At 63.1% G+C, this 24,056-nt stretch carries 23 protein-coding genes; 13 read left to right on the top strand and 10 right to left on the bottom strand.

The window, feature by feature from the left end; genetic code table 11:
• Nucleotides 1-92: 92 nt before the first annotated feature.
• Both RhoBH5_RS26550 and RhoBH5_RS26545 read right to left on the bottom strand, forming a co-directional pair.
• Nucleotides 93-866, bottom strand: coding sequence for an SWIM zinc finger family protein (locus tag RhoBH5_RS26550; RefSeq protein ID WP_042445325.1), 774 nt, complete (start codon nt 864-866; stop codon nt 93-95).
• The gene (locus RhoBH5_RS26545) at nt 863-3,679 is read right to left on the bottom strand and encodes a DEAD/DEAH box helicase (protein ID WP_047270179.1); all 2,817 of its coding nucleotides are present in this window, start codon (nt 3,677-3,679) and stop codon (nt 863-865) included. Before RhoBH5_RS26545 ends, RhoBH5_RS26550 begins: the two co-directional genes overlap by 4 nt.
• Before the next feature lie 63 nt (nt 3,680-3,742).
• Here RhoBH5_RS26545 and RhoBH5_RS26540 point away from each other — a divergent pair, with 63 nt between their 5' ends.
• Nucleotides 3,743-4,663: an NADP-dependent oxidoreductase gene (locus RhoBH5_RS26540; protein ID WP_270008984.1), complete on the top strand. Its 921-nt coding sequence runs from the start codon at nt 3,743-3,745 to the stop codon at nt 4,661-4,663.
• Nucleotides 4,664-4,770: 107 nt separating this feature from the next.
• Complete coding sequence (locus tag RhoBH5_RS26535) at nt 4,771-5,472, top strand: HNH endonuclease family protein (RefSeq protein ID WP_270008983.1); 702 nt, start codon at nt 4,771-4,773, stop codon at nt 5,470-5,472.
• 1 nt (nt 5,473) lies between these two features.
• On the opposite strand, the gene RhoBH5_RS26530 is transcribed toward RhoBH5_RS26535, so the two are convergent.
• Nucleotides 5,474-6,706, bottom strand: a complete 1,233-nt coding sequence (locus RhoBH5_RS26530; RefSeq protein WP_007726122.1) for a metal-dependent hydrolase family protein — start codon at nt 6,704-6,706, stop codon at nt 5,474-5,476.
• Nucleotides 6,707-6,864: 158 nt separating this feature from the next.
• Between RhoBH5_RS26530 and RhoBH5_RS26525 the strand changes: the two genes are divergently transcribed.
• The gene (locus tag RhoBH5_RS26525) at nt 6,865-7,500 is read left to right on the top strand and encodes a TetR/AcrR family transcriptional regulator C-terminal domain-containing protein (protein ID WP_007726121.1); all 636 of its coding nucleotides are present in this window, start codon (nt 6,865-6,867) and stop codon (nt 7,498-7,500) included.
• On the opposite strand, the gene RhoBH5_RS26520 is transcribed toward RhoBH5_RS26525, so the two are convergent.
• Complete coding sequence (locus RhoBH5_RS26520) at nt 7,487-9,061, bottom strand: molybdopterin-dependent oxidoreductase (RefSeq protein WP_270008982.1); 1,575 nt, start codon at nt 9,059-9,061, stop codon at nt 7,487-7,489. The genes RhoBH5_RS26525 and RhoBH5_RS26520 overlap by 14 nt on opposite strands.
• A 127-nt stretch (nt 9,062-9,188) precedes the next feature.
• On the opposite strand from RhoBH5_RS26520, the gene RhoBH5_RS26515 reads away from it, so the two are divergent.
• Both RhoBH5_RS26515 and RhoBH5_RS26510 read left to right on the top strand, forming a co-directional pair.
• Nucleotides 9,189-10,007 carry a shikimate 5-dehydrogenase gene (locus RhoBH5_RS26515; RefSeq protein ID WP_064074733.1) on the top strand — a complete coding sequence of 273 codons (819 nt, stop codon included), beginning with the start codon at nt 9,189-9,191 and terminating at the stop codon, nt 10,005-10,007.
• 13 nt (nt 10,008-10,020) lie between these two features.
• Complete coding sequence (locus RhoBH5_RS26510) at nt 10,021-10,482, top strand: DUF6328 family protein (RefSeq protein WP_003941357.1); 462 nt, start codon at nt 10,021-10,023, stop codon at nt 10,480-10,482.
• Nucleotide 10,483: 1 nt separating this feature from the next.
• On the opposite strand, the gene RhoBH5_RS26505 is transcribed toward RhoBH5_RS26510, so the two are convergent.
• Both RhoBH5_RS26505 and RhoBH5_RS26500 read right to left on the bottom strand, forming a co-directional pair.
• The gene (locus RhoBH5_RS26505; protein ID WP_270008981.1) at nt 10,484-11,320 is read right to left on the bottom strand and encodes a sulfurtransferase; all 837 of its coding nucleotides are present in this window, start codon (nt 11,318-11,320) and stop codon (nt 10,484-10,486) included.
• Between the two features lie 22 nt (nt 11,321-11,342).
• Entirely contained in the window at nt 11,343-11,966 is a 624-nt protein-coding gene (locus tag RhoBH5_RS26500) for a LysE family translocator (protein ID WP_003941342.1), read from the bottom strand.
• A gap of 102 nt (nt 11,967-12,068) precedes the next feature.
• Here RhoBH5_RS26500 and RhoBH5_RS26495 point away from each other — a divergent pair, with 102 nt between their 5' ends.
• From RhoBH5_RS26495 to RhoBH5_RS26485, 3 genes are read left to right on the top strand one after another with little or no spacing between them, the layout of a single operon-like run.
• Entirely contained in the window at nt 12,069-12,542 is a 474-nt protein-coding gene (locus RhoBH5_RS26495; RefSeq protein ID WP_003941284.1) for an Lrp/AsnC family transcriptional regulator, read from the top strand.
• A gap of 36 nt (nt 12,543-12,578) precedes the next feature.
• Nucleotides 12,579-13,817: a benzoate/H(+) symporter BenE family transporter gene (locus RhoBH5_RS26490; RefSeq protein WP_270008980.1), complete on the top strand. Its 1,239-nt coding sequence runs from the start codon at nt 12,579-12,581 to the stop codon at nt 13,815-13,817.
• Nucleotides 13,814-14,263 (top strand): acyl-CoA thioesterase, encoded by a 450-nt coding sequence (locus tag RhoBH5_RS26485; RefSeq protein WP_007726113.1) that lies wholly within the window; start codon nt 13,814-13,816, stop codon nt 14,261-14,263. Before RhoBH5_RS26490 ends, RhoBH5_RS26485 begins: the two co-directional genes overlap by 4 nt.
• On the opposite strand, the gene RhoBH5_RS26480 is transcribed toward RhoBH5_RS26485, so the two are convergent.
• Nucleotides 14,260-15,288 carry a phosphotransferase family protein gene (locus RhoBH5_RS26480; protein WP_003941376.1) on the bottom strand — a complete coding sequence of 343 codons (1,029 nt, stop codon included), beginning with the start codon at nt 15,286-15,288 and terminating at the stop codon, nt 14,260-14,262. The genes RhoBH5_RS26485 and RhoBH5_RS26480 overlap by 4 nt on opposite strands.
• A gap of 221 nt (nt 15,289-15,509) precedes the next feature.
• On the opposite strand from RhoBH5_RS26480, the gene pdhA reads away from it, so the two are divergent.
• The 5 genes from pdhA to RhoBH5_RS26455 are packed head-to-tail and all read left to right on the top strand — an operon-like array spanning nt 15,510 to nt 20,676.
• Nucleotides 15,510-16,598 carry a pyruvate dehydrogenase (acetyl-transferring) E1 component subunit alpha gene (gene pdhA, locus RhoBH5_RS26475; RefSeq protein ID WP_047270247.1) on the top strand — a complete coding sequence of 363 codons (1,089 nt, stop codon included), beginning with the start codon at nt 15,510-15,512 and terminating at the stop codon, nt 16,596-16,598.
• On the top strand, nt 16,595-17,572 hold the full coding sequence (locus RhoBH5_RS26470) for an alpha-ketoacid dehydrogenase subunit beta (protein ID WP_054187321.1): 978 nt from the start codon (nt 16,595-16,597) through the stop codon (nt 17,570-17,572). Before pdhA ends, RhoBH5_RS26470 begins: the two co-directional genes overlap by 4 nt.
• Nucleotides 17,569-18,777 (top strand): dihydrolipoamide acetyltransferase family protein, encoded by a 1,209-nt coding sequence (locus RhoBH5_RS26465; RefSeq protein ID WP_270008979.1) that lies wholly within the window; start codon nt 17,569-17,571, stop codon nt 18,775-18,777. Before RhoBH5_RS26470 ends, RhoBH5_RS26465 begins: the two co-directional genes overlap by 4 nt.
• A 10-nt stretch (nt 18,778-18,787) precedes the next feature.
• Complete coding sequence (locus RhoBH5_RS26460; protein ID WP_270008978.1) at nt 18,788-19,993, top strand: MFS transporter; 1,206 nt, start codon at nt 18,788-18,790, stop codon at nt 19,991-19,993.
• Nucleotides 19,994-20,022: 29 nt separating this feature from the next.
• Nucleotides 20,023-20,676 (top strand): hypothetical protein, encoded by a 654-nt coding sequence (locus tag RhoBH5_RS26455; RefSeq protein ID WP_218680635.1) that lies wholly within the window; start codon nt 20,023-20,025, stop codon nt 20,674-20,676.
• Nucleotides 20,677-21,046: 370 nt separating this feature from the next.
• On the opposite strand, the gene RhoBH5_RS26450 is transcribed toward RhoBH5_RS26455, so the two are convergent.
• The 3 genes from RhoBH5_RS26450 to RhoBH5_RS26440 are packed head-to-tail and all read right to left on the bottom strand — an operon-like array spanning nt 21,047 to nt 23,909.
• Nucleotides 21,047-22,477, bottom strand: coding sequence for an NAD(P)(+) transhydrogenase (Re/Si-specific) subunit beta (locus RhoBH5_RS26450; RefSeq protein WP_003941368.1), 1,431 nt, complete (start codon nt 22,475-22,477; stop codon nt 21,047-21,049).
• The gene (locus tag RhoBH5_RS26445; RefSeq protein WP_003941319.1) at nt 22,477-22,800 is read right to left on the bottom strand and encodes an NAD(P) transhydrogenase subunit alpha; all 324 of its coding nucleotides are present in this window, start codon (nt 22,798-22,800) and stop codon (nt 22,477-22,479) included. Before RhoBH5_RS26445 ends, RhoBH5_RS26450 begins: the two co-directional genes overlap by 1 nt.
• Nucleotides 22,800-23,909: a Re/Si-specific NAD(P)(+) transhydrogenase subunit alpha gene (locus RhoBH5_RS26440; protein WP_003941381.1), complete on the bottom strand. Its 1,110-nt coding sequence runs from the start codon at nt 23,907-23,909 to the stop codon at nt 22,800-22,802. Before RhoBH5_RS26440 ends, RhoBH5_RS26445 begins: the two co-directional genes overlap by 1 nt.
• Nucleotides 23,910-24,056: the final 147 nt, after the last annotated feature.

Raw genomic sequence — 24,056 nt, 5'->3', positions numbered from 1 at the left:
TGAAATCGCAGGCAGGTCCCGACCGGACCGGTCCAATTAACGATACTGGAATTTACGACAGGAAACTAGCACCAGTCCGGAGTTGTCCGATTTCAACCGTCCAACCGTCGGTAGATGGACCGTATTTCGTCCAAGGCGACGTTCTGCTGAGCCATGTCCAATCCCAATGCCGCGACCGCCTCGCGCAACCGCCTGATATCCAGATCGTCGATCGCCGCGCGAAAAGGCACCTTCGGTAGCGCAGGGAGGGCAGCCGCGATTCCGAACCAATTCTCGACGTCCACCGAAACAGTCAACTCGTCTTCTACTCCCCCGATCAACTGCTCCAGGTCGACCCCGCGAAGTCTCAGCAACCTGAGCGGATCGGTGTCGATTCGCTCCGCGGTCAAGAACGCCACGGCCGCAGCGTGTTTGCACGGCCAGCCGACATCGGGGCAGGTGCAGTCGAATCGGAAAGCCGACGGGCCGTCCGGTATCAGTTGGGCAGCAAGCATGTCCGGGACAGTGCCGGACACCAGCGCGGCAAGGCTTCCCGGCACTCGGCGGATCTTGGTGATGATGTCGTCGATATCCGATTGATCAAGAGTGTCGATCGACAGCGTGGAAACGAAAGGTTGAAGTTGGCTGCCCTGAACCTCGGCCGTCACCACTCCCGGTTCGATGTCGAGTGCCAAAACCTGACCCGAACGCGCATACGTTCGCCCACGCGTGACACGAGGTTTGTCGCCGATCTCTTCGACGACGCGGACAAAAGCCTTGCCCCAGAACGTTCTCCCGAACGCTGGACGAGGCTTGACCGGCGCGGGTGCTCGCCGTCGGGAGCCGGTGTACTCGCTGAAATCGGGGCCCTTGCCGCGCGGACTCATTCGCCCACCGCGTCGTCGCCGAGTCGCAACAACTCGTCCAATTGCTCGACGCTCATCTCCGTCACCCAGTTCTCACCGGTCCCGACTGCAAGTTCGGCGAGTTCACTTTTACTCGCGATCATCGTGTCGATTCGCTCTTCCAAGGTTCCGACGCACACCATCTTGCGTACCTGAACGTTCTTTCTCTGACCGATGCGGAAGACACGGTCCGTCGCCTGGTTCTCTACCGCCGGGTTCCACCATCTGTCGAGGTGAACCACATGGTTGGCCGCCGTGAGATTCAGACCCGTGCCGCCGGCCTTGAGCGAGAGCACCATGATGGGCGGGCCGCCTTCACCTTGGAATGCCTCGACCATGGCGTCGCGCCCGGCTTTCGACACTCCGCCGTGGAGAAACGGAACTTCGGTGGTGAACCGGTCGGCCAGGTACGGCACCACCAATTCGCCGAACTCACGAAACTGTGTGAACAACAGAACCTTCTCGTCGTCGCCGATGACCGACTCGACGATGTCCTCGACCAGTCCGAGCTTTCCCGAACGGTGTTGCCCGCGGCGCATCACCGGCGAACCGTCGCGCAGGAAGTGCGCGGGATGATTGCACACCTGTTTGAGTTTGGTCAGCGCAGACAGGACGGCGCCCTTGCGCTTCATCCCTTCCGTCCCCTTGATCTGCGCCATCATCTCGTCCACCACGGCGCGGTACAACGCGGCCTGCTCTTCGCTGAGATTCGCTCGAACCGTCATCTCCAACTTCTCCGGGAGATCCGCGATCACGGCGGGATCGGTCTTCACGCGCCGCAGCACAAAGGGGGACGTGACGGCTCGCAGTCGCGAGACGGCAAGCTGATCTTTTTCCCGCTCGATCGGTACGACAAACCTTTTGCGGAACATCTGCTCCGAGCCGAGTACACCGCGATTGGCAAAATCGAGGATTGACCGCAGCTCGTCCAGTCGGTTCTCCACCGGCGTTCCGGTCAGAGCAACGCGATGATCCGCGGGGATGCTGCGAGCAGCGCGGGCCTGAGATGTCTTGGCGTTCTTGATGTGTTGAGCCTCGTCGAGCACTACGCGCCGCCAGTCGAGATCCTTGAGGGCCGCGACGTCGCGGGTCATGAGCGCGTAGGTGGTGATCACGAGGTCACTCTCACGAACTGCCTGTTCCAACTCCGCCCCGGTAGCGCGATCCGAACCGTGATGAACGTAGACGCGCAAGCTCGGCACGAATCGCGCCGATTCACGCTGCCAGTTACCCACAACCGACATCGGGCACACCAAAAGGGTTGCTGTCTTGGACTTCTCGTGCGCAAGTAACGCCAACAGTTGCAGCGTCTTACCCAGACCCATGTCGTCGGCCAGAACAGCGCCGAGCCCGAGAGCACTCATGTACGCCAACCAGTCGAGACCGCGTCGTTGATACGGACGCAAAGTCGCGTTGACCGTCGACGGTACCGCGACCTGCCGCGGAGCCACCGACTGGTCGAGCAGTGCCGAGGCCCATCCGGTTGCCTTCACTTCCTCGACCGGCAGGTCTTTGAGGTCGTCGGCGATCAAGTCCTTGATCAGATCGACGATCGCTCGGTCCCCGCTCGAATGCCGCTGACTGACAAAACGAGCCGCGCGGGCCAGGACGTCTTTGTCCGCCTGAACCCACTCGCCGCGCAACTGGACCAGATCGGACTTCGCATCGACCAGTCGGGTCATTTCCTCGGCGGTGAGTACCTTGTCTCCGAGCGCCAATTCCCAATCGTATTCCAGCAATTGGTCCATACCGACCGTACGATTCTCCGCAACGATCGGAGACGCCGCCGAGGTCACCCGCACACGCAGGGATGGAGACACCACGTTCCAGGCACGCGGAAGCAGCAGCGTGATCCCTCGCTCTCGCAGGACTATCGCGCCGTGTCCGACCAGGTCCATCACTACAGGAGTGGGCAGCAACAGGTCGAGGCTGTCCTCGTCACGCGGCACGTCGCGAAAACGTGGGTAAGCCTTGATTGCGTCTTCGAGCTTGCGGCTGCCGAGCTGGATACGTTTGGGATCTGCCCGGTGCAGTCGAACACGTTCGGGCGCTTCACCTTCAGGACGCAAACACACTTGCAGACGCCACAGCGCATCGTCGTCGGGATCGGAATTGTCGTCGAGTTCAGGCTCGATCAGCCGCAGAACCAAGTCCGGCTCTCCGGCGGTGAACGTCGACCCCCATTCGGCGAGTCCCTCGGCCGCTCGTACCGACACGTCGTCGAAAGCGTCCCCGGACAACACGGCCTGCCACAGCGGGGTCTGCACCACCGGATGTGAGTCCCCGAGAGCACGACGAACGATCGGGTCCGTGAGTTCGTTCGTGATGTCTTCGATCGTCGCCCTCGGCGAACCGACCGCCCGCTGCACCGGCGGCATCGCCACGACCAGTTCGCCGATCCAGGCGCGCTGGCGTTCCCCCACCGACAACTGCCAGCGTGGCCACCAACTTCCTTCAGCCCGCGTCAGTGCGGGGACCACCCGTCCGGCGCGCACCCACCGGTCTATTCCTCGCGCCACATGTACGAGAAAGTGCAGGTCTCCCGCAATTCGCTGATCGTCGGCCTTGAACCGCAGCAGGAGATCGACTGCGTCCGGCGGCGCCAACGCAACAGCTGCGTACTCACTCTGCAAAGGCCCGCCAGGTACGGGCGGCATAGCGACATTCACACGATGACGGAACTTGCGATGCAGGACAGCACTGACCGGATCACGGGGATCGTCGGTCCCGGCACCCTCGTGCCCGTCGACCCACAGTTTGAGCCCCGATCCCGGTGACCAGAGTCCATGCAGCATCCGACCATCCAATCAGGTGCCACCGACACCACTTCCCGCCTACCGGGCAATAGGCTGGCAGGCATGACGACGGCATACGGCTTCTCCGAGTACGGCGGACCCGACACACAGTCCTACTTCGACGTCACCTTGCCCCCGCCCGGTGCCGGCCAACTGCTGGTGTCGGTCCGAGCGGCGGGCGTCAACCCCGCTGACTGGAAAGTTCGCGCGGGTACTCGAAAAGATACTGTCCCGGTGACGCTGCCTGCGGTTCTGGGCCGCGAAGTGTCCGGTGTTGTCATCGGAGTAGGTCCGCGGGTCACCGAGTTCGAGGTCGGCGACGAAGTGTTCGGCGCTACCGCGACCGGCTTCGGCGGCTACGCCGCGTCGACATTGCTCAACGTCTCCTCGACAGCACACAAGCCGCCTACCGTGTCCTGGGCCGATGCCGCAGTGCTGACGGTTGCGGCAGGAACGGCCTACGACGCACTCCACGATCTCGGTCTGAAACCCGGGGCGACACTCCTGCTGCTCGGCGCCGGCGGCGGCGTTGGTCGCAGCACGATCGCGCTTGCTCTGGCGCGGAGTATCAACGTGATCGGTGTCGCGAGCGAGTCCAAGAGAACCGCGATCGAGGAAGCGGGAGCACGTTGGGTTGCGTCGGGGGACGGCTTCGCAGACGACGTGTCCGCGTTGTCCCCAGTCGGAGTGGACGCGGTTTTCGACCTGGTCGGCGGGGACACTCTCACTCGCGGCGCTGAGCTCGCCCGACCGGACGCACCGATCCTGAGCATCGCCGATCCTCTGGCGGCGAGCCGACTCGGCGGCGGTGGTGTCGAACGCCGAAGAACTACAGCAGTATTCACGGAGGTCGCGGCGCTCGTGGCCGACGGGATCCTCGACCCGTCCGTGTCCGGGCGGTACCCATTCTCCCGCGCTGGGGAAGCGCTCGCTGCAGTCGAAGACGGCCATGCCGCCGGCAAAGTGGTGATCGAGTTCGGCTGATTCCTGTCGGACCCCGATGGTTCAATCACCGTCTACGACGGACGGCGTTGAATCACCGTCTACGACGGGCGGCGTTGAATCACCGTCTACGACGGACGGGGGCACAGGTGGTTGCACGGTTATCTGCGATCCTGTCGACGCTCGTGCTCGTATGTCTCGTCGCGTCCTGCGGATGGGTCGGGGACGAGCGTCTCGAGTCGGCCCCTGGCAGCCCCACGCGATCGGAACTGGAAGAGTTGCTGTCCCGGACAGCGATTGTCGACACCCGACCACATCCGGGTGGATACCAGCGCGGCTGCGGTAACGGCGAGGCCTGCGTCTTCGGCCCCGCGTGGTCCGACGACCAGGACGCTCCAGGTGGCCACGACGGGTGCGATACCCGCAACAACGTCCTGGCCCAAGATCTCTCGGACGTGGTGTTCAAACCAGGAACACGTGACTGCGTCGTACTGTCCGGCGCGATGACCGACCCGTACTCCGGAGATCGCATCGAATTCGAACGCAGCCAGGCCAAGTCCGTCCAGATCGACCACGTCTTCCCGCTCGCCGCGGCCTGGGACTTCGGCGCGAACTCCTGGACTCCTGCGTTGCGAATGAGGTTCGCGAACGACATGTCTCTGAACCTGTTGGCCGTCAACGGCCCCGACAACCAGTCGAAAGGCGACAGCACGCCCAGTGAGTGGTTGCCGCCCGATCCTGCGTACCGATGCTTTTACGCCGGCAAGTACTTGACCGTCGCGATTTCCTATGGCTTACCGGTCAGCCGGGCGGATCACTCGGCGTTGACAGAACTCGCCACTCGCTGTTGAGCTACCGGCCGTCCTTCACCACTCGACCGCTCTGAATGACGAGTGCGATGCGCTCACGATCGGCGAAGATGGACGGATCCGTCAACGGATTGCCGCGGAAGGCAACGAGGTCGGCGAACTTGCCGACTTCGATGGTGCCGACCTCGTCGGCGATACCGAGAATGTCGGCGTTGATCCGGGTAGCGGAAACCAATGCGTCCATCGGGGTTTCGACCTTGGCGCGCAGGACTAGCTCCATTCCCCGGCCCGTTTGATCGGTACCGATGAGGTCCGATCCCAATCCCACTCTGACGCCGGCATTTCGAGCAGCAAGAAGCCCGTCGATCTGACCCTGCATCATCTGGCCGATCCGAGCCGAAATCGATTCGGGTAGACCTGCTGACGCCGCGCTGTCCGAGAGTGCCTGCACCACAGCCAACGTCGGCACCAACGCGACGTCGTGCTCGGCCATCAACTTGGCAGTCTCGTCGTCGATACCTGAGCCGTGCTCGACGCATTTCGCGCCGGCAGTGACAGCGTTTCGGATTCCTTCGTTGTTGTGGGCATGCACCGTGACATAGGTACCGCGCGCATTGGCTTCCTCGACGGCAACTTCGATCTCGTCGACCGTGAACTGGGTATCGGTGAGCTTGTCATGAGTGGATACCACTCCCCCGGTGACGCACAGTTTGAGGAAGTCCGCACCCCTGCGGAACGTCTCGCGAACGTTCTTTCGCATTTCGTGCGGACCGTCGGAAAGCAGAGACATACACCGTAATCCGGGGATGTCATGATCGGACCAGTCCGAAGTCGGCTCCCATTCGGCCGCCAGGTGTCCGTGTCCACCGGTCTGGCACTGGATCGGGCCGCACTGAATGATCCGCGGACCCGGAATCTTGCCCGAGGCGACAACTCCGGCGAGTCCACCGTCGATTCCGCCGCAGTCACGAACAGTGGTGAATCCCCCGTCGAGGGTCGATGCGCAGGTCGCGAACATGTCTGCAGCGAGCTCGGCTACCGAGATCTGACGCCGCAGGCTCGGTGCGAGATCGCTCGATCCACCGAGATGAACGTGTGCGTCGATGAGGCCGGGCGTGATTGTCAGCCCAGCGCAGTCCAGCACCTCCGCCCCCGTGGGTGGCGTGCCACCGAGTGCACTGATGCGCCCGTTTTCCACAGCAACAGCGCAGTTCTCGATCGGGTCGGCGCCCGTCCCGTCGATGATCGTTGCACCGGTCAGCCATACGACAGACATATTGAATGTTCCTCCGACGTGTACCGATCGCCGGAAGATTCCGCCGACATACCGAATAGGGTTCGGTTAGTATGATGCATATCGGCTCCCGAAATCAAGGAGTTGTCATCACTCGATGAAGTCCGAGATTGCTGACGAATCCCTCACCAGGAGAATCGATGCCGCGTCCCACCCAGCCGATACTGTCCACGCGAAACATCACCGACGCGGCTCTGGATGCTGTCGACGCGACCGGCGACTTCACCATGCCCGGGATCGCCAAGCAATTGAACGTGACTCCGTCTTCGCTCTACACACATATTTCGGGTCGATCCGAGATCGTCGAACTCATGCGCATCCGCGTGATGTCGTCGATCTCTGTCCCCCACCCACCGGCAGGGTGGAGCGAACGGATCAGCGCGTGGGGGTGGGCCTATCGCCGAGCTGCGGTCGAGCACTGGCGCCTCATCCCGCTACTCATGACCCGCAGCGTCCGCACAGAGGTAACTTTTGATATCGATACTGCACTGGTTCAGGCATTTTCGGACGGGGGTTTCGATTCGGCCGACACTCGTCACGCAATCTCCACGCTGGACAGTCTGGTTCTCGGATCAGTCGTGAAACTCTCGACGCCGGATGTCGCATGGACCCAATCCTCCAACCCGAGCGAGATCACGCGCGAGGCTACGACCCCACTGCGAACCGACGACACGTTCGACTTCGGCCTGCGAACCCTGATCGCCGGATGGATGGCTCAGCGCGTTGTTCGTCTGTATACCGAACCTCATTCGGATTCCGACGTCACTTCACGGTGAACGACCTGGTGTGCCATCCCGTGGCGCCACCGGGAATCGGCGGAGTGCGCTCTTCCACCTGAACGTTCCCGTCCAGATCCGTCGCTCTGACCTGCACCGTGTGCAAACCCGAGCCTGCATCCCACATGCACGACCATTGACGCCAGGTGTCGATCGAGTACTCCTGCGCCAGTGTCGCCGGTTGCCATTCACCGTTGTCGACGCGAACCTCGACCTTCTCGATCCCGCGATGCTGCGCCCAGGCCGTTCCCGCCACCAGCACCTGGCCCGGCTCGATGGGAGCCAGAGCTGCCGGCACCTCGATACGCGAGGACGTCTTGATCGGTGCCTGCGCACCCCAACCGCGCTGGGTCCAATAGGCCTCGACCTTGTCGAAACGCGTGAGTTCCCACTCCGTCACCCACTTGGTGGCGGAGACGAAACCGTACAGACCGGGAACGACCTGCCGAACGGGATAGCCGTGCTCGAACGGCAACGGCTCACCGTTCATCGCCACGGCGAGAATCGCGTCACGGCCGTCGGTGACTATCTCGACCGGGGTGCCGACTGTGAAGCCGTCGACGCTGGTCGAGAGGAGCATGTCGGCGTCGGGATGGACACCGACTTCGTCGAGCAGGTCCTTCATGGGATAACCGATCCACTTCGCGTTTCCGGCCAGAACGCCGCCCACCTCGTTGGAAACACACGTCAGCGTGATGACCCGCTCGATGGGCGTTCGCGCCACCAGATCGTCGAACGACAACGTCATCTCCCGGTCCACCATTCCGTGAATCCGCAGTTCCCACGAATCCGTCGTCAATTGCGGAACGAGGAGAGCCGTGTCGATTCGGTAGAAGTCGCCGTTGGGCGTGATGTACGTCGATGCACCCGAAATCCCGATGTCCGCACCCGCCGGAATCGGCGGCGCCGGGTCAGCGGCGGTGGGCACGACAAAATCTTCACGATTCGCTACTGCTCCGGCGATTCTCTGCCCCACGAACTTCCCGGCCGCACCCGCTGCCGCAGCCACTGCCAACGCCGCACCTGCCAGCAGAAGGAACTGACGACGAGGCAACCACGAGTCGGCGACGCCAGGCGAGAGCGGCACCTCCAGCTGTGTGATCAGCAAACGCAGTGTTGCGACGCCCGCCACCACACCGACCAGGGTCGGGAACACGTACATCGCGTCGGCAGTCGGTCGCTGCATCGCCGCATACACACCAACCGCGCCCAGAAGAACGAGAATGACGCTGCCGATCGGGCGGCGTCGCCGTTCCAGGAGCCCGGCCACCGCACCGAGCAGAACGATCAAGATCGACATTCCGATGAACAGCGCCGGCTTGTCATTGGTACCGAAAGTGTCGATCGCGAACTCGCGAGCCCACGCCGGCGTTCGGTCGACGGTAGTCGCACCTACCGCGTAGAAGGGCGACGCGTCCGGGTTGATCGGCAACGCAACCAGTTCACCGACGCCCAGGACGACAGCCGCGGCCAAGACCCCGGAGATCGCGTGAGCAGCCCATCTACGACGCGGTGGACGAGATTCGGTGCTCGGGTGCTCGTCGATGTTCTGTGTGACCATGTCGTCTCGGCTCTGTCGGTGCGAGTGGTGCTTCGATCGGATACCCGACATTCGGCGCTGCGGGCCATCCGGATGGGTGCACTCCTCCATCAAGAACTACTCCGAACTCGCGATTAGAGTGGGAACGATGACCGTCGACCTCAACAAGGACACGCTCCTGTGCATGTCGCTCTCCGGGCGACCGAGCAACATCGGCACCAGATTTCACAATTACCTCTACGAAGAATTGGGCTTGAACTTCGTCTACAAAGCCTTCACCACCGAAGACGTGCCAGCCGCGATCGCCGGCATCCGAGCACTCGGGATTCGAGGCTGTGGGGTGTCGATGCCGTTCAAGGAACAGGTCATCGAGCACATCGACGTCATGCATGATTCGGCCAGCGCCATCGACTCCGTCAACACGATCGTCAACGAGTCCGGAGTGCTGCACGCCTACAACACCGACTATCAGGCGGTGGCCGATCTACTGCGTGACAACAACGTCGACACGAGCCTGTCCGTCGCTGTCGCCGGCAGCGGTGGCATGGCAAAAGCAGTCGTCGCCGCGGTGCGCGACACCGGATTCACCGACGTCACCGTGATCGCCCGCAACCAGCAAGTGGGGTCATCGCTTGCGAAGCAGTACGGCTTCGACTGGCAGGCCGAACTCGGTGAGCTTCGTCCCGGTGTGCTGATCAACGCCACCCCGATCGGTATGTCCGGCGGCGCAGAAGCAGATGCACTGTCGTTCCCCGAGCACGCAGTGCGCGCAGCCGATGTCGTCTTCGACGTCGTCGCGATGCCTTCGAAGACGCCACTGATCGCGTTGGCGACCGAACTCGGCAAAACGGCGATCACAGGAGCGTCGGTCATTGCCCTTCAGGCCGCCGAGCAGTTCGTTCTCTACACCGGTGTGCGCCCGAGCGCGGAGCAGATCCAGCGAGCGTCGGAATACTCACGGGCGTAGGAACCACGTCGCCGTGAACGAGACCGGGGAGACTCCACCTCAACAACTCGCGCGGAACTTCAACGAGTTGTTGCAAGAACTGCGCGTCGCGCTCTCTGGTGTGCAGATCCTGTTTGCCTTCCTGCTGGCCGTGGCATTCACCGAACGCTACGAGGAAGCGTCGGCGTACATCCGCGGCATCCACTTGGTGACGGTGATCCTTGTTGCCATCTCGTTCGGGTTCCTGATGGCACCCGCGGTCTGGCATCGCATGCTTTTCCGCCGTGGGCACCGCGAGAACATATTGCCCGTGGCCAACCGATTCGCCCTGTGCGGCATAGCCTTTCTGGCCGCCTCCATGACCGGCACGGTCCTGTTGATCGCCGAGGTCGCCGTCGGCGGAGTTGCCGCAAAGGTTTTGGCAGCGTGCGCCGCGATCATGTTCACGGCGCTGTGGTTTCTCGTGCCGTCATTCATCGATCGCACCAAGAGCTGACTCAGGCTCCGGTGTCGACGGCGCGAGTGCTGTCGTTGGACCACTGTGACCACGAGCCCGGGAACAGCGTCGCGTCGTAACCGGCGATCGCGAGCGCCGCGATCTCGTGCGCTGCAGTCACTCCGGATCCGCAGTACACCGCCACCTTGTCTCCGACGCCCAGTCCGGCGAATCGCTCACGCAGGTGGGTCGTATCCAGGAATCGCCCGTCGCCGGTGATGTTCTCGGCGGTCGGCGCGTTCACCGCACCGGGGATGTGCCCTGCGACGGGATCCATCGGCTCGACCTCGCCGCGGTACCGCTCCCCGGCTCGGGCGTCGAGAAGGACACCGCCCTCGCTCGTCCAGTTGCCGACACCGTCGATGTCGACAGTCGGCATGTTGCCGCCGGTGAAAGTCACGTCGCCCGGGCTGACGGACTCGCCGATACCGGCCGCCAACGGCAGTCCTGCGGACTCCCAGGCCTGCAGCCCGCCGTCGAGCAGTCGGACATCCGAGAGTCCGGCCCACCGCAGCAGCCACCAACCACGAGCAGAGGCCGTGTTGCCGGTGGCGTCGTAAAGCACCACCGAATCACCGTCGCCGATTCCCCAACGACTCGCCGCGGCCTGCAGGTCTTCGAGACTCGGCAGCGGATGCCTTCCCTTGCCCGGCGACGGCGGCGAGGCAAGTTCCTCGTCGAGGTTCACGAATACCGCACCGGGAATATGGCCGTCGCGAAAATGCTGCTCGCCGTTCGAATCACCCAGCGCCCATCGGACATCGAGCAATCGCGGCGCAGCGCCGGCCTCGATGAGAGCGGACAGTTCTTCGACGTCGATCAGCACGGGAAGTGTCATGAGCCCATCCTGACACGACCACTCATGCAACCCCGAAGAAGGCACCGAGGCCCACCAACAACACTCCCGTCACCACGTCGATTCGCTTGCCGACGCCAGGGCGACGCAGCTTCTTGCCGGCTCCGGCCGCCAACACCACCACGATCGCCCACCACAGTGCCGCGGCGACCACCGTCGCGCCCGCCAACATCAACGTCCGCAGCCCTGCGCCTTCACCCGGCTCGATGAATTGCGGGAGTAGCCCGAGAAAGAACAACAGCGCCTTCGGGTTCAGCAGGTTCGAGAGGAAGCCGTAGCGAAATGCTGTGGTGACCGCGATCGGTTCTTTCGCTGCCGGAATTCCCTCGTCCGAGGCTCGGGCCTTGAAAGCACTTCGAATCGCGGAGATGCCGAGCCAGGTCAGATATGCCGCCCCGGCGTAGGTGAGCGCGGAGAGCAACTGCGGCCGTGTCGCCACAAGTGCGGAGAGACCAAGTGACGCGGCAGCGGTGTGAACGAAGAGCCCGGAAATCACACCGGCGGCCACCACCGCGCCGGTCCGACGATCTGCCAGAGAATGACGCAGGATCAGGACAAAATCCGGTCCCGGCGTGAACAGGACGATGGATAGCAGGGAGCCGAAAGCGAGCCATTGACCGACACTCATCCGAAATACCTCACACCCGAGCTGATTCGAGACACATGTTCATGCCAGGAGTGTGCAACTGGATCCGGGAAGTTCAAAACGACTCCGGATATAGTTCGGCAGATGACGAAGAATGAGCCTCTGGATCCGGTGGACTGGAAGATTTTGGCCGAATTGCAGAACGACGCGTCGATCACCAACAAGGTGTTGGCCGATCGAGTCGGCTTGGCGACGTCCTCGTGCCACGAGCGCGTACGACGCCTACGCGCCAACGGCACGATCAGCGGCATCCATGCGGTTGTCGATCCGGCAGCCGTTGGCCGGTCGATGCAGGCGATCATCGCCGTTCAATTGCGACCACACCGCCGCGACCTCGTCGACCGGTTCACCGCCGACGCGCTAGCGCTGCCGGAAACGCTTGCGCTCTTCAACGTCTCGGGGCCCGAGGACTTCTTCCTCCACGTCGCGGTCCGTGACAGCGCTCATCTACAACGGGTATTGATCGACCACCTCGCCGCACATCCCGAGGTCTGGCACGCCCAAACGCACCTCATCTACGGCAAAGCGGTCACCTCACCCATCCGACCGGACAGGTAAATCGGGCCTCGAGCGGGTCGGGCAGAATCACTGACCATGTCGGACTCCACAGATACCACCGAACCGGAAGCCGTTCGCAGCAACTCGCAGCCAATGAGTGCAGGCATCGTCACGGCCCTCGTCGGCTTCACCAGTTCGTTCGCGGTGGTCCTCACCGGCCTCGCCGCTGTCGGCGCGGACGCGACCGAGGCGGCGTCCGGACTGCTGGTTCTGTGTGTGACCCAAGCGTTGGGAATGCTCTGGCTCTCACGCCGGTATCGGATGCCGATCACCCTGGCCTGGTCGACGCCCGGTGCCGCTCTGCTCGCCGGCGCCGGAGCGGTCGAGGGTGGGTGGCCGGCGGCGGTCGGAGCATTCATCGTCGTCGGAATCGCGATTGTTCTGACCGGACTGTGGCCGACGCTCGGAAGGATCATCTCGGCAATCCCGACGCCCCTCGCGCAGGCGATGCTCGCCGGGGTTCTGATGCCGTTGTGCCTGGCGCCGATCATCGCCGTCCGGGACGCCCCCGCAGCGGTCGCGCCCGTCATCCTGGTTTGGCTTGCCGCGCAGCGCTTCTCCAAGCGATGGGCGGTTCCGCTCGCGTTTCTCACAGCAGCGGTCGTGATCGGGATCAGCCTCGTCACGTCGGATCGAGTGCTCGACGCCGGCGCCATGATTCCCCGCATCGATCTCACCGCGCCGTCGTGGACCTGGCAGGCAATGATCGGCATTGCGATTCCCCTCTACATCGTCACGATGGCTTCGCAGAACATTCCCGGTGTGGCCGTGATGAATTCGTTCGGATACACCGTTTCCTGGCGACCGTCGATGATCGTGACGGGTATCGGCACCATCGTCGGCGCACCGGCCGGTGGCCATGCGATCAACCTCGCGGCGATCAGCGCAGCCCTGGCCGCCGCCCCCACCGCACATCCGGATCCCAAACGTCGATGGATCGCTGCCTTCACCGCAGGCTGGGCGTATCTCGTTCTCGCTGCCGGCGCGGCCGCGGTGGCCGCTCTGGTAGCCGCCGCACCGGCCGGAGTCGTGGAAACTGTTGCCGGACTGGCGCTCCTGGCAACGCTTGCCGGCGCCCTCACGTCGGCGCTGAGCGAGGCGAGTGAACGTGAAGGCGCCGTGGTCACGTTTCTGATCGCCGCATCCGGGGTCAGTATCCTGGGAATCGGATCGGCATTCTGGGCACTGTTGGTGGGGCTGATCGTGCGTGCAGTCCTCCAGGGCACCACCCTGCCCCCACTCTCGCGAAAGTCCTCACTACAGTCGAAGCCGTGAGCACAGCGCAGACGCCCCCGTCGATCAGCGAGTTTCCCGTTCTCTGGCCCGTCCCGACGCGGTGGGACGACAACGATCACTACGGCCACGTCAACAACGTGACCTACTACTCGTACTTCGACACCGCGGTCAACGCCTGGCTGATGTCTTCCACTGGAACCGACATCCGCACCCTGCCTGCCATCGGCGTCGTCGCCGAGACGTCGTGCCGGTACCTGAGCGAACTGTCGTTCCCCGAGCAGTTGCAGGTGGGTATCTCCGTCGAGAAGCTCGGCACCAAGAGCATCGTCTACGCGCTGGCGATATTCCACGAGGTCGAAAGCGGCCATTGGGAACCTGCCGCGACCGGGCGCTTCGTGCACGTCTACGTCGACGCCGACACCCGTAAGCCGGTGGAGATCCCGGCGGCCATCAGATCTGCAGCCGGGACCTTGACCGAAAACTAGCTCAGACCGAGCTGATCTGCCGTCAAGACGGCGCGTGCAACGATTCCGTCGATCAGCGCGACCGTCGGGCCGCCGTGCTCGGCCTTGTTGCGCGGATCGTCGAGGATACGTCGCAGCACGCCCTCCGCGATGATCGAGAGCTTCCACAGAGCGAGTACGTGCCAGTATCCGACCGCTGACACGTCGCGGCCAGTCGCCTCGACGTAGGCAGCGACCAGCTCGTCACGGTTCGGGAAGCCTTCCAGCGTGGACGCCATGAACGGACCGGCAACCTTGTCACCGGCTTCCGGCCAGTACGCGAGTAGCGCACCGAGGTCCGCGAGCGGCTCCCCCAACGTGCACAGCTCCCAGTCGACGACGGCAACGATGCGCCCCTCGGCCGGATCGGTGATGACGTTGTTGAGGTGGAAGTCGCCGTGAACCAACGTCACTTCGTTCTGTTCCGGAATGTTTCGGTGCAGAATCTCGGCCAATCGGTCGACATCCGGAACATCGCGGGTCTTCGACTTCTCCCACTGCGCCGACCACCGCTTGAGCTGACGCTCGGCAAAGGGCTTGCGGCTGGCCAGGTCGTCCAGCCCGGTCTCTTCCAGGTCAACTCCGTGGATGCTGGCGAGGGTTTTGGGCATCGCCAAGCCGACCGCGCGACGCTCGTCCTCGGTCAACTTCTGAGCCACCGGAACGCCGTCGATCACAACGCCGTCGATGTAGCTCATGAGGACCAGCGGAGCGTCCGTGATCTCCGGATCTTCCGTGATGCCGAGGATCTTCGGAACCGGCACTTTGGTTCCCTGGAGCGAGGACAGGATGCGGTGCTCGCGAACGACGTCGTGCGCGGACGCCAACAACGTGCCGAGTGGAGGTCTGCGCAGTACCCACCGTCCTCCGCCCGCATCCGTCACGGAGTAGGTCAGGTTCGATTGCCCGTTACCGATCCTCTCGAAAGTCAGTGGTGTCGTGGCGCCGACCCCCAGTTCGGCGATCCACGCGGAAACAGCTTCTTCGTTCAAACCGACTGCAGTCACCGCACCGATGCTAGCGGTTGAAGTCCGATCGGTTGGCCGTACCGACACGTTTGTTACTCGCCAGTTCGCAGTTCAGGTCTTGATACGGCAGTGAAAATACTTGCGGATTTCCCAATCAGGGGGATCCTGATGGTAGAGCGACAACTGCATACGACACATCGGGATTGTGCGGCGTACTCACGAGGCGCGCCGGGCATGAGCAGAAACCGAGGTGAGCGAAGATGATCGACAACCTCGATTATCCGGTCCAACTCATCCAACCGAACGGCGCACGGGTGTGCCGTCCCGAATTCGACCGCCTGATAACGGACATCGGGCCTGACGAACTGCTGTCGTTGTATCGCGATCTCGTCGTGAGTCGCCGAATCGACACCGAAGCTGTTGCCCTGCAGCGTCAAGGCGAAATCGGTTTGTGGGCTCCGATGCTAGGCCAAGAAGCCGCCCAGGTCGGTTCCGCGAGAGCGCTCGCCCCAGACGACTTCGCGTTCACCAGCTACCGCGAACATGCCGTCGCGTACTGCCGGGGTGTTCCCCCCGAATTGCTGACCACCATGTGGCGAGGAATCTCCCATTCCGGTTGGGATCCAGAACAATTCAACGTCACCAATCCGGCGATCGTCGTCGGCTCCCAAGGGCTGCACGCCACCGGATACGCACTCGGCGCACACCTGGACGGCGCCGAGATCGCAACGATCGCGTACTTCGGCGACGGCGCCACAAGTCAGGGTGACATCGCCGAGGCGATGGGATTTGCCGCCAGTTTCCGTGTCGGCGTTGTCTTCTTCTGCCAGAACAACCAGTGGGCAATCAGTGAACCGGTATCCCTGCAGTCCCGTACACCCATCTCGCATCGGGCGATCGGTTACGGTATTCCGGCGATCCGCGTCGACGGTAACGACGTCCTTGCCGTGCTCGCCGTGACGCGCTCGGCGCTCTATCGCGCACGCGAAGGCAGCGGCCCGACGTTCATCGAGGCGATCACCTGCCGGATGGGCCCGCACACGACCTCCGACGATCCGAGCAGGTACCGCACCGATACGGATATGTCGGAGTGGAAAAGCCGCGATCCGCTCGAGCGAATGCGTCTGCTCCTCGGCCGTCGCGATCTTCTCGGAGAAAACGAACTCAGCACCATCGCGGCAGCCGCCGACGACGTCGCCGCTGGACTGCGACGCGCAACCATCGCGCTCGCCGATCCGCCCCCGTCAGCGCTCTTCGATCACGTCTACGCCGAGGCACACCCACTGGTCGACGCTGAACGCGAAGAGCATCGCGCGTATCTGGGCAGCCTGGAAGGGGCTTCGTCATGACCGTCATGAATCTGGTGACCGCGCTCAACACCGGCCTTCGACGCGCACTCGAAGACGATCGTCGCGTTGTCATCATGGGCGAGGACGTCGGCCGTCTCGGCGGCGTATTCCGGGTTACCGACGCCCTGCAGAAGGACTTCGGCGACACTCGGGTGATCGACATGCCCCTCGCCGAATCAGGGATCGTGGGAACAGCTTTCGGGCTTGCCTTGCGCGGATATCGGCCTGTCTGCGAAATTCAATTCGACGGGTTTGTCTACCCGGCTTTCGATCAGATCGTCTCGCAGGTGGCCAAGATCCAGTACCGCACCCGAGGCGCTGCCTCTGCGCCACTGACGATTCGGATTCCCAGTGGCGGCGGAATCGGTGCGGTGGAACATCATTCGGAGTCGCCCGAAGCGTACTTCGCTCACACCGCGGGACTGCGGGTGGTGTACCCGAGCAATCCGATCGACGGTTTTCACATGATCCGCCAATCCATTGCCGGCGACGACCCGGTGATATTCCTCGAACCCAAACGGCGCTACTGGGACACCGCCGACGTGGATACCGATGCCGCGCCCGAGCTTCCGCTCCACCGTGCCCGCGTCGCTCGCCCTGGAGACGACGCGACAGTGGTTGCGTACGGATCCATGGTCGCCACCGCACTCGAGGCCGCGCGGATTGCCGAAGAAGAAGGCCACGATCTGGAGGTCGTGGATCTGCGTTCACTCTCCCCCGTCGACTTCGACACGATCGAGGCGTCGGTGAACAAGACAGGCCGGCTGGTCGTCGTCCACGAGGCTCCGAAGTTTCTCGGCGTCGGCGCCGAAATCGCAGCACACGTCGCGGAACACTGCTTCTATCAGCTGGAGTCACCGATCCTGCGGGTCACCGGATTCGACATCCCCTACCCGCCCGCCAAGCTCGAGCGATTTCACCTTCCGGACGCCGACCGGATCCTCGCAGCACTCGACCGGACGCTGGCAGCATGAGTACAGGGCACGAATTCCGGTTGCCGGATCTCGGCGAGGGCCTGACGTCCGCCGATCTGGTCGAGTGGACGGTCGGCGTCGGCGACACGGTGGCACTCAATCAAGTTCTCGCCCGGGTAGAGACAGCCAAAGCTCTTGTCGAACTGCCGTCGCCCTACGTCGGCGTTGTCAGAGAACTCCTCGTCGAACCTGGCACTACCGTTCCGGTGGGTACTCCGATCATCCGTATCGAGGAGCCTGCAGATTCACCGTCTCCAAGTGATTCACAGTCTCCGAGCGTGCTGGTCGGATACGGACCCGCGGCCGAGAGACCGAGCCGCCGACGGAGCAAGATCACGCCCGCCTCGCAATCCGCGGCGAATACCGAACGACAGCCCGCAACACCCGCGGCGCGGCGCGCGGCCCGCGAAGCCGGCATCGAACTGAGCGAAATCACCGGCAGCGGATTCGACGGCGCCGTCACCGCAGCTGACGTCGCAGACGCGCTTACCGTGCAGGCGCCTTCGGATAACGCGACACGCCTGGCCTCGTCCGGGCTACGAAAACAGATGGCGTCGGCGATGGTTGCCAGCGTCCGCGCTCCGCAGGCCAGCGTCTTCCTCACCGCCGATATCACGCCTTCGATGGAACTGCTCGGCAGGCTCCGTTCTTCGGAGGCGTTCACCGGACTGTCCCTCACTCCGCTGACTCTCGCTGCCAAGGCAATGGTGGCCGCCATCGCCTCGCACCCGATGGTGAACGCGCATTGGGACGAGGCCCGCGGCGACGCCGCCGTCGACGATGACGTGAATCTCGGCATCGCCGTCGCCTCCGAACGTGGACTGTCCGTGCCCAACATCAAAAGCGCCGAGACACTGAGCCTGGTCCAACTCGCACGCGCGGTGACCGAACTGACCGTTGCTGCCCGTGAGGGAAAGACGGACGTCCGTCACCTGACGGGTGGCACCGTCACGATCACCAATGTCGGAGTCTTCGGCGTCGAGGGCGGCATTCCGCTTCTCAATCCGGGAGAAGCCGTCATTCTCTGTCTGGGCTCGGTGAGCGAGCGTCCGTGGGTGATCGAGCGCAAGATCGAAGTGCGGAGCGTCGTGACACTGACGTTGACGTTCGACCACCGCGTGCTGACCGGTGAGCAGGCCGCGAGATTCCTCTCATTTGTCGCAGAGATGCTCGCGAACCCGGACCTGTTGCTGACTCACCTGTAGAAAGGAACGAGTGAGCGTCAACCCCACCGACCGCGCAGTCCCCACCTCCGCCCTGGTGCGCGCCCGCGCCGGCATCTTCGGCATTTTCGGCATCAACGGATTTCTCCTCGCGATGTGGGTCGTCCACATCCCGTCCATCGAACACCGAGTGGGGATCAGTCACTCGACGCTCGGCTCACTTCTTCTCCTTCTTGCAGTCGGAGCCATTGCCGGCATGAAGTTGAGCGGCCCGCTCGCAGATCGATACGGCAGCAGACGCATGGTCGTCCTGGCGGGTAGCGGGCTGGCATTCGCCACTCTCGGCCCGGGGTTTGCCACGAACACCTGGCAACTGGGCGCTGCACTTGTCGTGTTCGGCTTTGCGAATGGCGCATTGGACGTGTCGATGAACTCGCAGGCCGTCGAGGCCGAACAGCTGTACCGGCGCCCGATCATGGCGGCGTTTCACGGTATGTTCTCGGTCGGTGGCGTATTGGGGTCCGTCATCGGATTCGGCACTCTCGCACTGGATCTTCCGCCGTACGTCACGCTCAGCATCGCGTCGGCAATCGGCTTGCTGGCAGTCTGGTTGTGCTCGCGCCCCCTGCTCCCTCACGTCGACGTTCATGCCGAAACTGCGTCGACAACCGGAAAGACACACGGCAGATTCTCGGCTCGGGTGCTCGCTCTCGGAACCCTCGCCTTTGTTCTGATGCTGGCCGAGGGAGTGGCTAACGACTGGAGCGCGCTGCAGGTCAAGGAAGATCTCGGTGTTTCGAATGCCGTTGCCGCACTGTCGTTCGGCGCATTCTCCGCCATGATGACCGTCGGCCGGTTCACCGCGGATCGAATCAGCGCGGCGGTAGGCCCGGTGGCCGTGGTTCGCTACGGCGCGTTGCTGTCGTCCGTCGGCATGCTGACCGTCGTGGTATCCGGCTGGCTACCACTGACGTTGCTCGGTTGGGCACTGTTCGGCGCAGGCCTGTCGGGATGTATTCCGCAGATCTTCACCACGGCCGGAAATCTGGGCTCAGGTTCGGCCGGTACCAACATGTCTCGCGTCGTCGGCATGGGATACATCGGATTCCTCGCCGGGCCGGCAACCATCGGGTGGGTCACCAAGCTTGTGCCTCTCACCACAGCAATGTTGATCCCGTTTGCATGCGTCCTGGTCGCAGCGGGTTGTGCGGGTGTCGTTCGGCGCGATTCTCCGACCGCCTACAGACCTCACAGCTGATCCTCACGATCGGCACAGACTCAACAGGGATGCTGGTACTCGTGACCGTCTCGACCTCCACCCAGCACCCCGCGCCCTCCACAACCACTCGCTTCCTCGTCCTTGCCGCGATTGCCGTCGTAGCGCTGGGCGTCTTGTATTTCGTGCGACCCACCTCGCCCGGTTTGAGCGTCCCGGAACAGGTGCGCGCACTTGCCGAGTGGACGGTAGGCCGATTCGACGTCACCGCCGTACTCGCAGCCACTACCGCTCTGGCGGTCGTCTCGATGGTCCGCGGACTGCCATACGGCATCGGCGCGATCCTGCTCCTCGGAATGGGCGCCAATCTCACCAACGCGGCATTCGGTTCCTGGCTCCCCGATGTGCCCCAGGACCTACTGCCCAGCGGTCACGTCGCAGCGGCGACCGCGCTGTACTGCTCGGCGATCTTGATCTCCGCCCCGCAGTGGCGTCCGGTGGTCGCCGGACTCGGATTCGTCGGAGTTGCTGCGATCGGTGCCAGCGCGCTCGCCGCCGAGCTGAGCGGCCTTTTCGGAGTGATAGCTGGCATTCTGATCACCCTGGTATGGGCCTGTGCCGCAGCCGTTTTGATGGCACGATCGCCCATCGCCGCGAAACGTGAAGAGCTACGCCCGGATACGGCAGCCATCGCGTTCTCCAGGCACCGGAGCATCCGACTTTAGTCCTAAATCTTTGGGATTCAGAGATTTTCGCCGATAGCCCTCCCGCCACGGTTGGGCATGACGTATGTTCTGAAATGTCCGAATCAAGTAGTTCCACAGCGAAGGAGTCTTTACCGTGAGCCTCGAAGATCTGAACCCGCTCGAACTGATCCAGAAGTTGATCGAACTACTTTCCGGCTTCTCTTCCGACCCCGAAACCCCCGAGGTTCCGTAAAACGTCGCCAGAGGCGCCTGTTCCGAGTTTCGTCTCGGACCAGGCGCCTTTGTCGTTTCAAGAAGTCGTTTCAGCACAAGAAGCCGTTTCAGCACAGGGACACGAAAAAGGCGCCCACTCGCGGTTACGAGTGGACGCCCCTTCCGAACTCGCGCGCTACAGCGCCTTGAGTTCCTCGGTTACTTCGGAGACCGACTTCTTGGCGTCACCGAAGAGCATCGAAGTGCCCTCCGCGAAGAAGAGCGGGTTCTCGATACCGGCGAAACCGGAGTTCATCGAGCGCTTGAGCACGATGACGGACTTCGACTGGTCGACGTTGAGGATCGGCATTCCGTGAATCGGTGAGCTCGGATCGTTGCGCGCGGCCGGGTTGGTGACGTCGTTCGCGCCGATCACCAAGGTGACATCGGTACGAGAGAACTCGTCGTTGATGTCGTCCATTTCCTTCATCGCGTCGTACGAGACATCCGCCTCTGCGAGAAGAACGTTCATGTGACCGGGCATACGGCCGGCGACCGGGTGAATGGCGTACTTGACCTCGACACCCTTCGACTCGAGCAATTTCGCCATGTCCTTGACCGCGTGCTGAGCCTGCGCGACGGCAAGTCCGTATCCGGGTACGACGATGACCTGGTTGGCGTAGGCCATCTGGATGGCCGCGTCGGCGGCCGAGGTCGCCTTTGCCGTGCGCACGACGCCGTCGGAGGATGCGGCTTCACCGCCACCACCACCGAAGCCGCCGGCAACGATGGCCGGGATGGACCGGTTCATGGCCTTGGCCATGAGGTTGGTCAAGATGGTGCCCGAAGCACCGACGATCATGCCGGCGACGATCATCGCCTGGTTGTTGAGCGCCAAACCTGCAGCAGCAGCTGACAAACCGGTCAGAGCGTTGAGCAGCGAGATGACGACGGGCATGTCCGCGCCGCCGATGGGCAGCACGACCATCAGTCCGAGGATGCCCGAGAGCACGAGCACGCCGACGATCCACAGTGAGCTGGTCGGGCCTTCCGGTGAGATCGCCTTGATACCGATGATCACCGAGAACGCGACGGCGGCAATGAGCAGCAGAGCATTGAGCGGCTGCTGGAGCTTGCCGATTCCGATCGGACGACCAGGCAGAGTTTCCTGCAGCTTCAGGAACGCGATCACGCTGCCCCAGAAGGAGATCGATCCGATCACCGCGGCAAAGAGCGAAGCGATGACGATGTGTACCGTCGGCGATTCGCCGTGCTGGAATGCGGTGAAACCGTCCGAGTCCAGGAACTCCGCGTACGCGATCAACGCGACCGTGCCGCCGCCGACACCGTTGAACAGTGCCACCAACTGCGGCATGGCCGTCATCTTCGTGCGGAGCGCCGGCGGAACGCCGAGCACGACACCGATGACAAGGCCGGCAGCGATGAGGATCCAGTTCCCCATCTCCGCATCACGAATGGAGATCAGAGTTGCAACGACGGCGATGAGCATGCCGACCGCGGCGATCTGGTTGCCGCGGACTGCGGTCTTCGGGCCGGTAAGACCCATGAGGCCGTAGATGAACATCGAGAACGCGACAATGTAGAGCGCATTGACCAGGTATTCCATTACTGGTCACCATCCTTCGACACAGACTTGGCGGCCGGCTTGGCCTTGAACATCGCCAACATGCGGTCCGTGACGACAAAACCACCGACAACGTTCACGGTTCCGAAGACGAGCGCGACGAACAAGATGATCTGCAGCCCGATCGAGGGATCGTGCACCTTGCCCAGGACGACCAACGCGCCCAGGACGACGATGCCGTGGATGGCGTTCGTACCGGACATCAACGGGGTGTGCAGGGTGTTCGGAACTTTGGAGATCACAGCGAAACCGACGAACCCGGACAACACCAGGATCGCGATGTTCGCCAGAAGTGATGTGTACATCAGGCGCCCTTCTCTTCACGGGTGACGCACGCACCGGCCAGAACCTCGTCGGAGAAATCAGGCGCCAAGGCACCTTCCACCAACATGAGTTCGATCAGCGCGGAAATGTTCTTCGAGTACAACTCGGACGCATGCTCCGGCATGGACGCCGGCAAATTCAGCGGAGAGCAAATGGTCACGCCGTGCTTGACGACGGTTTGACCCGGCTCGGTCAGCTCGCAGTTACCACCGGTTTCACCCGCGAGGTCGACCACCACACTGCCCGGCTTCATGCCTTCGACCGCGGCAGCGGTCACCAGGCGCGGCGCGGGACGACCCGGAACCAGAGCTGTGGTGATCACAACGTCGAAGCCCTTGATCGCATCTTCGAGTGCCTGCTGCTGCTTCGCTCGCTCGTCGTCGGTCAACTCGCGGGCGTATCCACCCTCGCCCGCCGCATCGATTCCCAGGTCGAGCCACTGTGCACCCACCGAACGCACCTGGTCGGCGACCTCAGGACGCACGTCGTACCCGGTAGCGCGGCCACCGAGACGCTTGGCTGTCGCCAGCGCCTGCAGACCTGCCACACCCACTCCGAGGACCAGAACCGTCGCAGGCTTCACCGTGCCCGCAGCGGTGGTGAGCATCGGGAAGAACCGCGTCGACTCCGATGCTGCCAACAGAACAGCCTTGTACCCGGACACGTTCGCCTGCGAGGACAACGCGTCCATCACCTGCGCGCGGGAGATACGAGGAATCGCCTCCACGGCGTATCCCTCGATGCCGGCGGCCTTCAACTCGGCGATGCGGTTGTCCGCATTACGCGGATTCAGGAAACCGATGAGCTTCGCGCCGGTACTGATCCGGGCGATCTCTTCTGTCGACGGAGGCGCAACCTTGACCACCACGTCAGCAGTCCACGGATCGCCGATCTTCGCGCCGGCAGCGGTGTACAACTCGTCGGGAATCAACGCCCCGAGACCGGCCCCGGACTCGACGACCACGTCGACACCCTTGCCGATCAAAGCGGACACAATTTTCGGCACCAATGCGACCCGACGCTCACCATCACTCGATTCTCGAGGGACGCCGACCGACGGACGCACTTGTGCGCTCTTCGATGTTTCCATTTTCCATTACCTTCTGCGGTTGGTGGTTCGCCTGCTGCGACGAGCGGCAACCAGCATGTGATGAGCGGAAGATGACCCGCTTTTGGGTGAATGGTGACTGATAGTAGCCAGAGTTAACGCGGCGTAGGGAAACCGACGACGCACTTT

The organism is Rhodococcus sp. BH5, assembly GCF_027583855.1.
In the GTDB taxonomy this organism is placed as follows: domain Bacteria; phylum Actinomycetota; class Actinomycetes; order Mycobacteriales; family Mycobacteriaceae; genus Rhodococcus_F; species Rhodococcus_F qingshengii.
This window is presented reverse-complemented; position numbering and strand designations above follow the sequence as displayed.